This is a genomic window from Micromonospora sp. DT229, assembly GCF_049844505.1.
Lineage (GTDB): Bacteria > Actinomycetota > Actinomycetes > Mycobacteriales > Micromonosporaceae > Micromonospora.
The window spans coordinates 75,472-90,761 of the sequence record NZ_JBNCLD010000009.1 but is presented as its reverse complement, the minus strand read 5'-3'; the positions used below and the strand labels follow the sequence as shown (position 1 = coordinate 90,761).

The 15,290-nt window shown below is 67.7% G+C and carries 14 protein-coding genes, 1 tRNA gene and 1 pseudogene; 9 read left to right on the top strand and 7 right to left on the bottom strand.

What is annotated here, in order from left to right:
- Positions 1-60 precede the first annotated feature (60 nt).
- Positions 61-417: an STAS domain-containing protein gene (locus ACLQ2T_RS16565; protein WP_425767094.1), complete on the top strand. Its 357-nt coding sequence runs from the start codon at positions 61-63 to the stop codon at positions 415-417.
- Positions 418-427: 10 nt separating this feature from the next.
- Here ACLQ2T_RS16565 and ACLQ2T_RS16560 read toward each other — a convergent pair whose 3' ends face one another.
- Positions 428-1,627 carry an MFS transporter gene (locus ACLQ2T_RS16560; protein WP_425767340.1) on the bottom strand — a complete coding sequence of 400 codons (1,200 nt, stop codon included), beginning with the start codon at positions 1,625-1,627 and terminating at the stop codon, positions 428-430.
- Between the two features lie 146 nt (positions 1,628-1,773).
- Here ACLQ2T_RS16560 and ACLQ2T_RS16555 point away from each other — a divergent pair, with 146 nt between their 5' ends.
- The 4 genes from ACLQ2T_RS16555 (at position 1,774) to ACLQ2T_RS16540 (ending at position 3,848) form a co-directional block, all read left to right on the top strand.
- Entirely contained in the window at positions 1,774-2,457 is a 684-nt protein-coding gene (locus ACLQ2T_RS16555; protein ID WP_425767092.1) for a FadR/GntR family transcriptional regulator, read from the top strand.
- Positions 2,458-2,495: 38 nt separating this feature from the next.
- Positions 2,496-2,969: a large conductance mechanosensitive channel protein MscL gene (gene mscL, locus ACLQ2T_RS16550; RefSeq protein ID WP_425767090.1), complete on the top strand. Its 474-nt coding sequence runs from the start codon at positions 2,496-2,498 to the stop codon at positions 2,967-2,969.
- Positions 2,970-3,053: 84 nt separating this feature from the next.
- Entirely contained in the window at positions 3,054-3,287 is a 234-nt protein-coding gene (locus tag ACLQ2T_RS16545) for a hypothetical protein (protein ID WP_425767088.1), read from the top strand.
- 186 nt (positions 3,288-3,473) lie between these two features.
- The gene (locus ACLQ2T_RS16540; protein ID WP_425767086.1) at positions 3,474-3,848 is read left to right on the top strand and encodes a hypothetical protein; all 375 of its coding nucleotides are present in this window, start codon (positions 3,474-3,476) and stop codon (positions 3,846-3,848) included.
- Positions 3,849-3,868: 20 nt separating this feature from the next.
- Here the strand turns inward: ACLQ2T_RS16540 and ACLQ2T_RS16535 are convergent, their stop codons facing one another.
- Entirely contained in the window at positions 3,869-5,122 is a 1,254-nt protein-coding gene (locus ACLQ2T_RS16535; protein WP_425767084.1) for a benzoate/H(+) symporter BenE family transporter, read from the bottom strand.
- Between the two features lie 55 nt (positions 5,123-5,177).
- Here ACLQ2T_RS16535 and ACLQ2T_RS16530 point away from each other — a divergent pair, with 55 nt between their 5' ends.
- The gene (locus ACLQ2T_RS16530; protein WP_425767082.1) at positions 5,178-5,765 is read left to right on the top strand and encodes a helix-turn-helix domain-containing protein; all 588 of its coding nucleotides are present in this window, start codon (positions 5,178-5,180) and stop codon (positions 5,763-5,765) included.
- Positions 5,766-6,008: 243 nt separating this feature from the next.
- Here ACLQ2T_RS16530 and ACLQ2T_RS16525 read toward each other — a convergent pair whose 3' ends face one another.
- On the bottom strand, positions 6,009-7,163 hold the full coding sequence (locus tag ACLQ2T_RS16525) for a LuxR C-terminal-related transcriptional regulator (protein ID WP_425767081.1): 1,155 nt from the start codon (positions 7,161-7,163) through the stop codon (positions 6,009-6,011).
- 62 nt (positions 7,164-7,225) lie between these two features.
- Between ACLQ2T_RS16525 and ACLQ2T_RS16520 the strand changes: the two genes are divergently transcribed.
- A complete protein-coding gene (locus ACLQ2T_RS16520; protein ID WP_425767079.1) occupies positions 7,226-7,945 on the top strand; it encodes a PP2C family protein-serine/threonine phosphatase in 720 nt (239 codons plus the stop codon).
- A gap of 135 nt (positions 7,946-8,080) precedes the next feature.
- Here ACLQ2T_RS16520 and ACLQ2T_RS16515 read toward each other — a convergent pair whose 3' ends face one another.
- Both ACLQ2T_RS16515 and ACLQ2T_RS16510 read right to left on the bottom strand, forming a co-directional pair.
- Complete coding sequence (locus ACLQ2T_RS16515) at positions 8,081-9,163, bottom strand: NAD-dependent epimerase/dehydratase family protein (RefSeq protein ID WP_425767078.1); 1,083 nt, start codon at positions 9,161-9,163, stop codon at positions 8,081-8,083.
- A gap of 156 nt (positions 9,164-9,319) precedes the next feature.
- Complete coding sequence (locus ACLQ2T_RS16510; protein ID WP_425767077.1) at positions 9,320-9,805, bottom strand: DUF1772 domain-containing protein; 486 nt, start codon at positions 9,803-9,805, stop codon at positions 9,320-9,322.
- 149 nt (positions 9,806-9,954) lie between these two features.
- On the opposite strand from ACLQ2T_RS16510, the gene ACLQ2T_RS16505 reads away from it, so the two are divergent.
- Positions 9,955-10,026, top strand: a tRNA-Lys gene (locus tag ACLQ2T_RS16505).
- Between the two features lie 81 nt (positions 10,027-10,107).
- On the opposite strand, the pseudogene ACLQ2T_RS16500 reads toward ACLQ2T_RS16505, so the two are convergent.
- Positions 10,108-10,565: pseudogene (locus ACLQ2T_RS16500) on the bottom strand (tyrosine-type recombinase/integrase); the annotation flags it as partial.
- 126 nt (positions 10,566-10,691) lie between these two features.
- On the opposite strand from ACLQ2T_RS16500, the gene ACLQ2T_RS16495 reads away from it, so the two are divergent.
- Positions 10,692-13,544: a DNA methyltransferase gene (locus ACLQ2T_RS16495; protein WP_425767338.1), complete on the top strand. Its 2,853-nt coding sequence runs from the start codon at positions 10,692-10,694 to the stop codon at positions 13,542-13,544.
- Positions 13,545-14,569: 1,025 nt separating this feature from the next.
- On the opposite strand, the gene ACLQ2T_RS16490 is transcribed toward ACLQ2T_RS16495, so the two are convergent.
- A complete protein-coding gene (locus ACLQ2T_RS16490; RefSeq protein WP_425767075.1) occupies positions 14,570-15,118 on the bottom strand; it encodes a hypothetical protein in 549 nt (182 codons plus the stop codon).
- Positions 15,119-15,290: the final 172 nt, after the last annotated feature.

The window sequence follows — 15,290 nt, the reverse complement described above, 5'->3', positions numbered from 1 at the left end:
GTTCTGCGTACCGGGGCTCCGGTGGGATACCGTTCCACCGATAAACAGGAGGTCTGGCGAATGTCCTTGACGGTGCACACGGAACAGCGCGGTGACATGGTCGTTGTGGCGGTCGCGGGCGAACTGGACATGGCCACCGCGCCGCAGTTGCAGGACCAGATCACCGACCTGCTCGACAAGGGGCGCAGCCGGCTGGTCTTCGACCTGTCGGAGGTCTCGTTCTGCGACTCCACCGGTCTGTCGGTGTTCGTTCGTGCCAAGAACAGCTGCGACGAGGCCGGCGGAGTGGTCCGGCTGGCCGCACCGCAGCGTGGGGTGCTGCGCATCCTTGAGGTCAGCGGCCTGGTAGAGGTGCTGCACACCTACCCCACGGTCGACCAGGCGGTGGCGGGCGAGGCCACACCGGCCTCCTCCTGACTCCGACCCATCATCGCTCGTCCTCGATGTATCCGGGACGAGCGATGACCATTCCCGCACCCGTCTGCACCGCCAGAGCCAGCAGCAGCAGACCGAGCGGCGCCGTCCAGCCTCCGGTGGCCTCGTAGAGGATGCCGACCAGTAGCGGTCCCAACGCGGCGATCACATATCCCGTGCTCTGCGCGAAGGCCGACAGGGCGACCGTGCCGTCGGCGGTACGGGCCCGCAGCCCGATGGTGGTCAGGATCAGCGGAAACGCCCCCTGACCGCAGGCCAACAGCAGCACCCAGAGCAAGGCCGCGTCCCGGGGCGCGAACGCCAGGCCCAGATAGGCCGCCGTCGAGGCGGCCGTCAGGGCGAACACCAGCGGACGCAGGTTGCTCATCCGGCCGGCCAGGGTCGGCATCAACATCGCGATCGGCACCCCGAGGGCGGTCACCCCGGCGAGCAGCAGTCCGGCGTCCTGGGCCCGGAAACCCGAGTCCCGGAAGAGTTGGGCCAGCCAGCCCATGATCGCGTACCCACTGAGCGACTGGGTGCCGAAGTAGACCGCCATCGCCCAGCCGAGCCGGGTACGGCCGGGGCGGACGATCAGTCGGGCGCCGGTGGTACCCCGGGTCGCCCGCCGCGCCGCGCCCTGGCTACGCAGCGCCGCCGGCAACCACGGGAGTACGGCGACCGCCGCCATCCCCGCCCAGACCCCCAGCCCTGCCCGCCAGGAGCCGAAGGCGTGCGCCACCGGCACCGCCGCGGCGGCGGCCACCGTCGTGCCAGTGACCAACGCCATCGTGTACGCCCCGGTGACCAGCCCGGTGCGGTGCGGGAAGTACTGCTTCACCAGCATCGGCATCAGGATGTTCGCCACCGCGATGCCGGCCAGCGCGAGCGCGCTGGTGAGCAGGAACACCACCGCGGAGTCGGTGACCACCCGCCACACCTGACCGACGGCGAGGGCCAGCATCCCCAGGACCAGCAGGCGGGCTGCGGACAGTCGGCGGACCAGCCAGGGGGTGGCCGCCCCCAGCGCGGCGAAGGCGATGGTGGGCAGGGTGGTGACGAAGCCGGCCAGGGTGCCGGACAGGGCCAGGCCGACGCGTACCTCGTCGAGCAGGGCACCGAGGCTGGTGACGGCGGCCCGCAGATTGAGCGCCACGAGCAGCATCCCGACCAGCACCAGCAGGCCACCGTGGAGGCGCGGCGTGGTGGTCATGCCCTGGGTGGTCGACCCGTCGGCGGTGGTCTTGTCCGGGGTGGTCGACCCGTCGGCGGTGGTGGTGGCCGCAGCGGGGACGGGTGACGGAGGCATGACTTCGAACCTACAATCATGGGATGAATTCCGGCGAGAGGTGGTGACCAGTGCCACCGGCAGTCGATTCCGCCCCGGTGCCGCCCCGGGGACGGCGGATCCAGGAGACGATCACGCAGTTGCGGCAGCGCATCCTGGCCGGCGAGTGGCCGGTAGGCAGCCGGATCCCGACCGAGCCGCAACTGGTCGAGGCCCTCGGCGTGGGGCGCAACACCGTACGGGAGGCCGTCCGGGCCCTGGCCCACGCCGGGGTCCTGGAATGCCGGCAGGGCTCCGGCACGTACGTCATCTCCACGGACGAACTGGCACCCGTGGTGGCCCGACGGCTCACCGACGACCGGATGACCGAGGTGATCGAGGTACGGCGTGCCTTCGAGGTGGAGGCCGCCCGGCTGGCCGCTCGTCGGCGTACGCCTGAGGACCTGGCCGCCCTCGACGAGGCGCTGGCCGCCCGCGAGGCGGCCTGGCGCGGCGGCCGGGTCGCCGAGTTCGTCGAGGCCGACGCGGCGCTGCACACCGCGGTGGTCGCGGCGGCGCACAACGACATGCTCGCCGAGTTGTACGCCTCCATCGGCGCCGCCATGCGCAGCACCGTCACCCAGGCGATGGGCGGGGCCCTGACCCCGGACCGGCACGTCGACCACGCCCGCCTGGTGGCCGCGATCCGGGCTGGTGACCCGGATCTCGCCGCCCGGGAGGCCGGCGCATTTCTGGAGCCCGATCCCGGGGCATAGGTTGTCCTTGACGAACCCGGGACACCTCAGGAGTACGAATGCTCAAGGGTTTCAAAGACTTCATCATGCGCGGCAACGTCGTCGACCTGGCGGTCGGTGTCGTCATCGGTGCCGCGTTCACGGGTGTGGTCACCCAGCTCACCAAGTCGTTCCTGGAGCCGCTGATCCGGCTCTTCGTGGTCCTGATCACCCGCAGCGACAAGGGGCTGGAGGGCAGCGCACCGACGATCCAGGGCATCCCGTTCGACTGGGTCGCCTTCGTCAACGCCCTGATCACCTTCCTGCTCACCGCGGCGGCGCTGTACTTCCTGGTCGTCTTCCCGATGAACAAGCTCGCCGAGCGCCGCAAGCGGGGCGAGGAGCCGCCGCCTTCCGCGCCGAGCGAGGAGGTCAAGCTGCTCACCGAGATCCGCGACGCTCTGGTGGCGTCCGGCCGGACCACCCCGGCTCAGCAGCGCAGCGCCCTGGACGACGTACTCGGCTCGCGGGAGGAACCGCCCAGCGGGCGCTGAACCCGACACCCGCAGGTCACCCGTACGGGGAATGCCACCAGGCGCCATCCTGAATCGAACACATGTTCGATAGAGTCCGTGGCCATGGAGCAGCGAAAGCACTGGTGGAACGGGAAATGGGGGCGGCTGGCCCGGCGGGACGTCTTCCTCCGAACGGACGCCGACCGGTGGTATGTCGAACAACGAGCCGGCGGCGCCGAGGGCGTCTCCCGCTTCTACGAGCACGACACCCTCGACGACGCCGAGGAAACCGTCCGCGCCCTGCTCCACCCCGCCGACCCCTGGCGCGAACTCTCCCCCCGCCCCCCATCCCCCTAACACCACCCCCCCTCCTCCCTCCCACCCCCTGCTCCGCGCTCCCCACCCCGCGCTCCCTGCACGTGTTGATCAAGAAGTTTGCGTCTGGATTTGCCGCATCCGCGACGCAAACCTCTTGATCAACTCGGCCTGGAGGGGGTTGGTGGGGTGGGTTTAGGGGGGTTGGGGGGCGGGAAGGGGTGGGGGATGGAGAGGCAGGGGATCGATCAGCAGGGGATCGTTTCGCGGGTGACCACCGGGATGCGGGTGGTGGATGTCGCCGGGCGGGACGTGGGAACGGTGGATCTCGTGCAGCGGGGTGACCCCCATGCGGTGACGGTGCAGGCGCCGACCGCCGACCCCGGCGGCAGCCTGGACGAGTTGATCGAGGCCGCCAGCACCGAGGAACCGGACGTCCCCGCCGACCTGGCCGCCCGCCTGCTGCGCACCGGCTACCTCAAGGTCTCCACCGACCTGGTACCCACCGGCGCCGTCTACGTGCTCGCCGACCAGATAGCCACCGTCACCGACCGCGAGGTCCTCCTCAGCGCCCTGACCGCCGACCTCCCCGCCGAGGACTGACCCCACCCTCCGCGTCCGGCCTAGCGGTCGATCACGCGGTCGACGCTCTCCTGACGCGGGGTCGGAGGAGGAGTGGAGGGCATGGCGGGCGGAGAGGTGGATGGCGTGGGGGTGGAGGGTGTGACGGTGGGTCGGCGACGGAAGATCAGCAGCATCAGGCAGCCGGCGATCAGGCCCCAGAAGGCGCCGCCGATGCCGGCCAGGGAGACGCCGGAGGCGGTGACCACCAGGGTGACGACCGCCGCCTCCCGAGCGTCGGGGTCGGCCAGCGCCGAGGTCAACGAGGTGGCCAGGGCACCGAGCAGGGCCAGCCCGGCGACCGCCTCGATCAGCACCGGTGGCGCCCAGCCGACCAGGGTGGTGACCGCACCGGCACCCAGCCCGAGCAGGGCCAGCCCGACACCGTTGGTCACCGAGGCGATCCACCGACGATTCGGGTCGGGGTGGGCCTCCGGTCCGGCGGCCAGGGCGGCGGTGATCGCGGCCAGGTTCACCGCATGTCCACCGGCCGGGGCGGCGACGAGGCTGGCCAGCCCGGTGGCCCGCAGGGCCGAGCTGAGTGGCGGCCGATAGCCGTAGCCGACCAGGACGGCCGTGCCGGGCACGTTCTGCGCGGCCATGGTGACCAGGAACAGCGGCAGCGCCAATCCGACCATCGCCGTCAGGCTCCACTGCGGCACGGTGACCTCGATCACCGGGCGTAGTCCACCGCCACCACCGCCCGAAGTGGTCAGGGCGATCGCGCCGGCCGCCACCACCAGGGCCCCGGGCACCGCCCAGGGGCGGGCGAAGCGGTGCAGCAGCAACCAGCACACCAGCACCGGGGCGGCCAACCGGGGCACCTCGACGAGGGCGCGTACCGGCGCGGTGCACAGTGGCAGCAGCACCCCGGCGAGCATCGCCCCGGCGATCGGCTTGGGGATCGCCGCTACGGCCCGGCCCAGCACCGGGAAGAGGCCGGCGGCCACGATCAGCAGCCCGGAGACGAGGAACGCGCCGACCGCGACCGGCCAGCCGCCGGGCATCGGGCCGGTGGCGACCAGCAGCGCCGCGCCCGGCGTGGACCAGGCCACACTCATCGGCAGCCGGTGCCGCAGGCCCAGCCAGGCGGCGCAGAGGCCGGACATCAGGCAGAGTACGAGCAGCCCGGAGGCGGCCTGACTCTCGGTGGCCCCGACCGCCCGCAGGCCAGCCAGGACCACGGTGAACGAACTGGCGAACCCGACCAGCGCGGCCACCGCGCCGGCCAGCACCGGTTGCATTCGACCCGCCATACCCCACCTTCAATCGTTCCGTTTACGGAACAGGACCGTGTAGCACGATAGCGGGGTGCCGTACTCAGCAGCATCAGACCCCCTGCCGGTCGCCGGCTCCGGTCAGCCCGGGGCGACAGAGGCGGATCCCGCGGCGATCGGCCGCCGGGTCCGTGCCCTGCGCGAGGCCCGGGGGATCTCGCTGTCCGCGCTGGCCCGGCAGGCCGGGGTGGGGAAGGCCACCCTCTCCGGACTGGAGAACGGCCTCCGCAACCCCACCCTGGAGACGTTGTACGCGATCACCGCTCACCTCGGCGTACCGCTGGCCGCCGTGCTCTCCGAGGCGACAAGCGAACCGACCGTACGGGGGGCGGCCGTCAGCGCCACCCTGCTGGAGGTGTTCGAGGACTCCGAGGTCACCTACGAGCTGTACCGGATGCGGGTCGCCCCTGGGCCGGGTCAGCTCTCCCCGGCGCACCAGGCCGGGGTGACCGAACATGTCACGGTCTTCACCGGGGTGCTGCGCGCCGGTCCGGTCGACGCCCCGCTGACCGCCACCGCCGGTGGCCACCTGCGCTGGACCTCCGACGTGCCACACATGTACGCCGCCGTCGGCGACGAGGAGGTCACCGCCAGCCTCCTCCTGCGCTACCCCCGCCAGTAGGCCCCCGCCGGTAGGCCCCCCGCCGGCAGGCCCCCGCCGGTAGGCCCCCGCCGGTAGGCCCCCGCCGGTAGGCCCCCGCCGGTAGGCCCCCGCCGGTAGGCCCCCGCCGTTTCGCCGAAACGGCGGGGTACGGAGCAGCGGGATACCGCCGTATCGCCGAAACGGAGTTGATCTCCGAGCTCGGCGACTCGCCGCCGGGTCGATCAGCGGGCTCGGCGACCCGCCAGCAGGTCGATCAGCGGCTCAGCTGTCGCGGGTGGGGGTCGGGGCTGCGAGGCTGGTGGTCGGGGCGGCGACGGCGAGTCGTTGGCGTACCGCCCAGAGCGCCGCCTCGGTACGCGAGGCCGCACCGGTCTTGCGCAGCAGGTTCGACACGTGCACCGTGACCGTGCGTACCGAGATGCCGAGGGCGCGGGCCACCTGCTTGTTGGACATCCCGGCGACCAGGCAGTCGAGCACCTCGACCTCCCGGCCGGTCAACTCGATGGTGGCGGCGACCGGAAAATCAGGACCGGCAGCGATCCGAGCAGCGGGCACAACAGCAGCGGGAACAGCAACAGCCGACACACCAGCGCCCGGCACAACAGCAGCCGGAACCGCATCAGCGGGAACAGCGACAGCGGCGGGAACGGCAGCGAGCAGGGTGGCGGGATCCGCTCCGGCGTGCGCGGCCAGCAGTTCGGTGAGGGCGTACGGATTGCCGCCGGTGTGCTGCCAGACCCGGTGCACCAGCCCGGGGTCGGCGGCCGACCCGGCGTACACCTGGTCGAGCACCTCGGCGACCTCGGCGGGGCGCAACGGGCCGAGATGCTGGCGCACGACGCCGCGTACCCCGCAGAGGCGGGCCAGGGTGCGGCCGGTGAGGGCGGGTGCGACCGCGTGGGCCGCGGGCCTGGTCGCCACCATCAGCAGAGCCGGCAGCCCGTCGGCGGTGGCCAACTCACCGATCAGGTTGAGGCTGGCCGGGTCCAGGGCGTGCAGGTCCTCCACGACGAGTACCGCCGGGCCCGCGCCGACCAGGGCCCGGACGGTCCGTACCGCCAGCCGGAGCAGGGTGCCGGGGGCGTAGCGCTCCGGCGGGGCGGTGGGCTGCTGGGCCAGCCAGGCCAGCGCGTCGGCCGGAAGGTCCAGTCGGCTGGTGTCGCGCCCGCTCAGTACGGCGGCCAACCAGTCGTACGGGGCGGGACTGTGCAGTCGGGCGGCTCCGCTGAGCACCACCTCGGGCCGGGGGGTGAACCCGTCCAGGGCGGCGGCGACCAGCAGGCTCTTGCCCACGCCCGCGCCGCCGGTGACGACCGCGACAGCCGGCGACCGACGGTTGCCGTCCACCACGGTGGACCACGCTCGGCCCAGCTCAGCGAGCTCACCGGCGCGCCCGACCATGGACACGGGCAACATTCCTCAACCCTACGCAGTAGTGCGTAGAGACGCGGGACAGGTCTTCTTGGCAAGCTTGACCCATGACGCTGATCCTCCGCTCGGCCATCCTCAACGACATCGGCCTGGTTCGGACCAACAACGAGGACTCCGCGCTCGCCGGCGAGCGCCTCGTCGCGGTGGCCGACGGCATGGGTGGACTTCCTGCCGGTGAGGTGGCCAGCGAGATCGTCATCCGGATCCTGGACGAGCTGATCCCGCCCACCGCCCCGGACGCCGCCGCCGACGCGCTGCGCGCGGTGGTGAGCACGGCCAACCAACGCATCCACGCCGCGATCGCCGCCGAGCCGGCCCGCGACGGCATGGGTACGACCCTGACCGCGGCCCTGCTGGCCGGGAACACGCTGGTGCTGGCACAGGTCGGGGACTCCCGCTGCTACCTGCTCCGGGATGGTCGCCTGAGCCAGTTGACCCGTGACGACACCTTCGTGCAGGCGCTTGTCGATCAGGGGGCGCTGACCCGGGACCAGGCCCGGCACCACCCGCAGCGTTCCCTGGTGACCCGCGCGGTGCAGGGCGCGGACGCCCCGCCGACGATGGGGATGTTGACGGTAGCCGCCGGTGACCGGCTGTTGCTGTGCAGTGACGGGCTCTCCGACTACGTGACCGACGATGCGATTGCGGCCACCCTGGGGCTGCACGCCGACCGCCACCAGTGCGGCGAGCAACTGGTCAAGCTGGCCCACCAGGCCGGTGCGCCGGACAACGTCACAGTCGTGATCTCCGACGTGATCGACGACTGAGGCCGCCCGGGTTCATGACCCGAGGGCTGCTGCACGCCATCGGGTCATCGCCCTGCTGATCGTCACGGTGGCCGGGGTGTTCGGGGTCCGCCTGCGGCGACGCCGACACCTGCACCACGTACCCCTGACCTGAGGTCAGTAGGGGTTGCCGTGACCGGCGACCCGGGCCCGGGTCAGGGCGGCCGGACGCCCCGGCAGGGTGGGGGCGGCGGACAGCGGCGGGCCGTCGGTGTGGGCCCGCTCGGCCATGCCCGCGAACAGCTCCTTGAGGGCCTCGATCGCGGTGACCCGGGGCCGCCACCCCAACTCGGTCTCGGCCCGCTCGCTGGACATCAGGGGCGCGTTGAGCGCCAACTCCACCCACCCGGCGTCGACCGGTTGCAGCCGGGCCCGCCAGGTCAACGCCGCAGCGGTACGCAGCACCGGAGCAGCCACCGGCACCGTCCAGCCGTGGAAGTGCCGAGCCACCAGCTCCGGGGTCAGCACCGGGTCCGCGGCGACATTGAAAGCACCGCGCGCATCACCCAGAACCGCCCGGGCGTACGCGTCAGCCACGTCGTCGGCGTGCACCGCCTGCATCCGCAGCCGCCGGTTCGCCGGCACCAGCGGCAGCCGCCCGAACCGCAGCAGCCCCACCGGCACCAGCGGCCCGAGAAAGTACCGGCTGATCTCCGTACCGGCCTCCCGCTGAAAGATCAGCCCGGGACGCAGCCGCACCACCCGCAACCCCGGATGGGTCCGCTCGATCCCGTCGAGCATCTCCTCCACGGTCGCCTTGTCCCGGCTGTACGACGAGGCCGGCACCCCGGTCGCCGGCCACCGCTCGCTTACCGGCGCGTTCTTCGGCCCCGGAGCGTAGGCGCCGACCGAGGAGGCGTACACCAGGGCCGGCACCCCGGCACGCAACACCGCGTCGACCACCGCCCGACTACCCTCCACATTGGTACGACGCAACACCCGCCGGTCGTGGCTGGGCTGAATCTGCCAGGCCAGATGCACCACCGCCACCGCCCCAGCGAAAACCTCGGTCAGCTCGTCCGCCGCACCGGGCAGACCGATGTCACACGAGTGCCACTCCACCCCGTCGTACGGCTCCCCCGCCCCCGCCGGAGGCAGCCGCCGGGCCACCCCGACCACCTGGACGTCCCGCTCGCGCCGCAACCGGCGCAGCAGCGCCGTACCCATGTTCCCGCTCGCCCCCACCACCACGATGCGCATGCCCGGCCCGTACCCGATAAGTCGCCGTCCACGCCTGCGCGGATCACGGCGTCAGGAACCACACCGATCCGGGTTTGCTCAGGCGAGGTCGACGACGATCTTGCCTCGGACCCCGCCCTGCACTGAGCACAGGTCCGCCCACACCTCAGCTCGGCCTTACCGAGCGAGCAGCGCTCCGATCAAGCAGGCCAAGGCGGCGGCCGAGCTGACCGTACGGACCAGGTTCCACCGCACCCAGGGCCCCTCGAACCGCCGCCTGATCGCCGCCAGATCCGTGCTCGCGTCGACCGACCCGGCGGCGTCCAATTGATCGTTGAGCGGCACGTTCGACCGCACTGTCACAGCGAAGGTGACCAGATGGCAGACCAGTGCGGCAACCAGCCAACCGAGCACCGCACCGCCGGCACCGAGGTGACCGAGCACCGCCGCCACGACCAGCAGCGGCCCGCCGAGGAACACCGACAGGAACCAGCCGTTGAGAATCTTCCGGTTGATCGACTGCATGGCACCGACCAGGGTCCGGTCATCGGTCGCTCCAAGACCCGGCATGACCGAGCAGGCGAACGCGAAGAACAACCCGGCCACCAGCCCGGTGCTGAACGTCGCCCCAGCCAGCACCACGATGCGGATCGGCTCCGACATGATCAACCTCCCCCGCATCCCAAGTGACGACCGCCCGATCCTGCCAGCCGGGTGCGAGTCGCTGATGGCGCGGCACTGTCCTCCGGCCCGATCCGGGGGGTCTGAGCATCGCGCGCCGGGCCACGGGGGTCAGGTAGCCTGTGGGCCGCGGGCCGCTAGCTCAATGGCAGAGCTGTGGACTTTTAATCCATAGGTTCAGGGTTCGAGTCCCTGGCGGCCCACTTCTCCGCAGGACACCGGCCCTGCCCGAGCTTCTGAACGCCGCGATCAGGGCCGGTACAGCAGTAGGTAGTTCGCCGGTCCAGCGCGCTGCCGAGCCGCTTGAGCGCGTCACGGGTGGCCGCCGAGGACACCACCGTGTAGATCTCCATGGTGATGGCGAACTGGGCGTGCCGGAGGATCTGCATCGCCACCCGAGGGTGCACGTCCAGGTCCGCCAGGAGCGAGGCGCAGGTACGCCGAGCGTCCCGCACGGTAATCCGCCGGACTCCCGCCGCGTCGCAGCGCCGGTCCCAGAAGCGGTTGAAGCTACGCGGCTCGCCGGCCGCCCGTAGCGGACGGTGAAGATCAGATCCGACGCCTGCCAGGCCGGACCGGCGCCATCCCGGGCGGCAGTCTGCGCGGTGCGGCGGCGGCCGAGCGCCACGGTTCAGATGTCCGGCAGCGGCAGGGTGGCGTCCGTGGCGGCCGTCTTCGTCTCCCGGTGCAGCAGCTCGGTACCGACCCGCTGAAGTTGCCGATCGATGGTCAACTCCCCCGCCTGGCCGACGCGTCTGCTTTCCCGTCGCTGTCGGGCAGCGGTGTTGGCGAGCAGGGCGTCACCGTCGGAGCCCTGCAGACCTTCAGAGGATGTGGACGCCGAACGGCGGCGCTATTGTCCTTCCTCATGGTCGACCACGGGTTGCCGAGCGGCTTGTCCGCAGGCCTTGCGGATCTCGTCAGGTACCGACGCGAGCACCTAGACGGCGACGAGAAGGGCGAGGCCCAGCTGTTCCTGGAGCGGCTCTTTCGTGGGTTTGGGCATGCCGGGGTGCGTGAAGCGGGCGCAAGTCTGGAATACCGGATCAAGAAGCGGGACGACAAGGGAACCTCCTTCGCGGACTTGATGTTCAAGCCTCGATGCTTGATTGAGATGAAGAAGGCCGGAACTCCCCTCAATAAACACTTCCGGCAAGCTTTTGATTACTGGATCCGCGCCGTTCCGGATCGGCCGCATTACGTCGTCCTCTGCAACTTTGACGAATTCTGGATCTATGACTTCGACCGTCAGCTCGATGCTCCCATCGATAGGTTGAAGCTCGAAGATCTACCGCAGCGTTGGGAAAGCCTCGCCTTCCTCCTGCCCGTACCGCAAACGCCTATCTTCGGCAATGACCTGGTTGAGGTTACGAGAGAAGCAGCGGCTTCCGTTGCAGCAGTCTTTCGATCCATGCATGACCGGGGAGTCGACCGCGAAACCGCGCAACGATTCACGTTGCAATGTGTGATGGCGATGTTTGCTGAGGACATCGGGCTCCTTCCCTCACACCTCTTTACGGCCGCACTCAATGACAGCAACGACGGCAGCCGAGCCTACGATCTACTGTTCGGGCTTTTTCGAGAAATGAATACCCCTGGCACCACCACTGGCGGGCGTTTTCGTGGTACGCCCTACTTCAACGGAGGGCTCTTCAGTTCAGTTCGTCCTGTTGAGCCGACTTCGAGTGAGCTTGATCTTTTGAGAACGACATCATCCAACAACTGGTCTGCGGTACGGCCGGAAATATTCGGCACGCTATTTGAGCAATCCATGAGCGAAGGTGAGCGCCACGCGAGTGGCGCTCACTTTACGAGCCAGACGGACATCGCCAAGATTGTAATACCGAGTATCGTCGACCCTTGGCGGGAGCGAATTGGTGCTGCTGGCTCTATTGCCGAACTGGAACGGCTCTTGGCTGATATGTACAACTATCGGGTGCTGGACCCGGCCTGTGGCTCCGGGAACTTTCTCTATGTCGCGTACAGAGAAATGCGGCGTCTTGAGAATGAGGTAATTCAGAGAATCAACGAGCGGCGGCGCAACACCAAGTTCGCCCAAAGGGCGCTGTCTTATGTAACCCCAAACAACTTCCATGGAATGGACGTCAACCCGTTCGCGGTTGAGGTAGCAAAGGTCACGCTGTCACTCGCAAAGAAGCTAGCCGCGGACGAGCTCGGGGACGAGCAACAGGTCCTTCCATTGGATAATCTCGACGCAGTCATCATCGCTGGCGACGCTCTTTTCGATACATGGCCGAAGGCGGACGTCATTATCGGCAACCCGCCGTTTCTCGGCAGACGGAAGATGGTCAGCGAGCTTGGGGCGGATTATTGTGCTCGTCTTGCACACCGCCATCCCGACGTAGGCGGCGTTTCCGACTTCGTGTGCTACTGGTTTCCCCTCGCTCACAAGCACCTTCCGCCGGGGGGTAGGGCTGGACTGGTTGCAACAAAGAGCATCAAGCAAGGATCCGGTCGCGAGGTCACACTCGATTACATCAAGAGCCATGGCGGCGTGATCACCGAAGCGGTCGATATGCAGCCCTGGTCTGGTGACGCCGCCGTCACGGTCTCGATTGTCAACTGGATCAAAGACTCGTCTTATAGTAGGCCGGGCGTGCTCTGGACTAGAAATGGCGAAAGCAGACTAGAGGTTCCAGAGATCAACTCTTCGCTCTCGCTCAACGTGGACCTGAAACGCGCAGCTAAGCTGAAGAGCAACACCAAGCCAAAGCGAGTATTCCAAGGGCAGACGCCCGGCGTTTCCACTGGATTCGAGATAAATGAGGATCTGAGCGTTCGCCTACTGAAAGCGGATGCGCGAGCGGGAGAAGTTATACACCCATTCTTGGGCGGGCGCGACCTCCTGAAGGCGCTGGCAGTTAAACGACGAATCATTGACGTCCCATTTGGCGAGGCGGGTGCGGCCTGGGCTTGCGTGCCTCAGGTAATGAAACACCTAGAGGAGACAGTTCTGCCGAAGCGGCAGGAAGCCGCATCGACTGAGCAGGAGCGCAACGATGTTGCGTTGCGCAGAAACTCTAGAGCGCGGGTAAACTGGCACTATCGGAACTTTCTACAGCAATGGTGGCGCTTGTCGTACCGCCGTGAGGAGATGCTAGAAGCACTCCAAGGCTCGGACCGCTTTATCGCCATCACGCGAACGTCTAGCGAACTCCGGGGGCCTGTCTTTACCTTCCTCGACTCGGCGGTTCACCTCGGCGACTCGGGCGTTGCCTTCGCCTTCGATGACGACTACAGCTTTGGCATTTTGCAGGCTAGCCCCCACGTAGCATGGTTCAGGGAGCGTTGCACGACGCTAGAGACCCGCCTGACATACACCTCCGGCAACGTCTTTGACACCTTCCCTTGGCCGCAAGGACCTAGCGAGTCGGCTGTGTTGGCGGTAGCCGAGGCGGCAGCAGCCATTATTGAGCACCGTGCGAAGGCGTTGGGAAACGGCGTCACACTTGCCGCTCAGTACGACGTGCTACGTCGGCCGGGACGATCTCATCTCCGCACCCTGCACGAGCGACTGGACGATGCGGTGGTGGCTGCATATGGATTTGACCCAGAGGTAGATCTACTTGCTCAGTTGCTCTCCCTGAACCTTCAGATCGCGGAAAAGGAGGCCGGGAAAGAGGAGGTAACTCCCCCAGGTCCTCCGCCCGGAGTGGCGTGCCGTGTAAGTGATTGGAAGCTGCCGCCCACCATCTTGTGACGAGTCAGATTCTGATCGTTTTTCCCCGCCACAAGGCGGGCCATGACAGATGGACCCCAGCACCTACGCAAACCTGGGTCCACGTGGGGTCGCTCGGCTCGCTCTCGGGCACGAGCCAGGCGACGACCTCGCGTCCGGGTGCACTGAGCTGCTGACGGTAGCGGAGAACTTGACCCAGACCGAGGCGCAGCTGTGACTCTTCGTTGGCAGAGGTCGTGCTTTTGACCTCTGCCACATTCAACACACCCCCTGAAAGCCAGGCCAGATCAAACAAGGGGTCACCTGGAGCAGGAACCAGAGGCGTATGGCCTTGGGCGCGGACCCAGTTCGCCAACGCAGTCACCGTGGTGTGGTGAGCCGCTACCCCTCGGTCAACCAGGTCGGGATCCACCTCGAAGGGCTCGGCCTTGGAAATGGGCGAGGGGAGGGGGCCCGGAGCATGCGGAAAGCCAACTGGAGTGCTGGATGGGACAACCGCCGCAAACGCCGCCTCGATGCGAGACGCAACCTCCAACGATATTTCCTCGAATATGTGTTGGAGGGCTGTATTGTTGAACCCAAACCGAAGGCCGACGCGGCCATTCGCGTTTGGGAAGTGGTCGGTGATCGGCGGATCCACCTCCCTGCGGACCCTCATTGGGAACACTCCGCCGAACCACTCGGGCTCTGGCCAAGGGACCGTTACACCCGGCTCGTCGGAGAATTTGAGAGGACCAAGGGCCTCGATTTCCGCGATGAATCCCTTTCGCTCCCCGCCCCTCCAAACAAATACCCGGTCTCCGGCCTTTAGGCGGCTGGCGTTCTTCCTCCAATTCGAGCCTCTGCCGACTACTCCCCAAAGCTGCTCCCGCTTGCAGATTTCCCAGTTGTAAGTTTTTTTGGGGCCAAGCGTAGCAATGAACGTGGACATTATTGATCGAACCTCTGCTTAATCGGCATCTTTGGTCTGAGGTGGCGTGCGGCAGACTGCCATTTCCTGGCCCGATATCAGGAGTAGTGGTTCATGAGGAGGCGAGCGACGCTAGTCAACAAACACATTTACCCGGTAGGCCATTCCCGAGCATATGTGCTATGGCTAGGCTACCTTGGCTGGCCTTGCCCGAATCCCTGTAGCCGGTGTGATCAACGGCCACCCGGATGACCAGTTCTTCAAGCATTGAGCGGAGTTGGCTATTGGCCGCTTCGTACTGGTGATCTGTAAGGTTACTCACAGCCTGCCGATAGTGAGTCGCCGCAACCGTGTATCCTCTTTCGCCTAGCTGCGCCTCCAGGGACGTGATTTCGTCTCCTAGCGGCAAGGTTACGGAGTCAGTGGGGAGAATCTGTGCCATTATGCGGCTCGATTCGCCGGGCATCAGGTTCTCGATGATTTCAACTCGCAAGTCATAGCCATCTGCGAAGAATGCCTCACGAATTTCCGCTAGCCCGTTCTCTGAGATCCGGCCGCTCCAACTGGTGGAGCCGGGCTCGTATTTTTGTTCGATGATGATCCGCACGAATGCCAGCAAACCTTTCCGTGCCCGGGAGTCGGCTTTGGCTGCCTTTGTTTGCGCCCGCCGAAGCGTCTGATGCACCAGTGCATCCTTAGCCAAGTTTCCACGCTCGTCGTACTCAAGACCGCATCGGTCGAAGAGACGCCCGAACTCGGTGCGCGTGTAGAGGGCAGTCGCAACCTCGGCGAGGAGGCCTACTGTGGGCCTCGATATGTTCCCCATGAGCACCCAGTGTCTCCGGTATCAAGCGGTC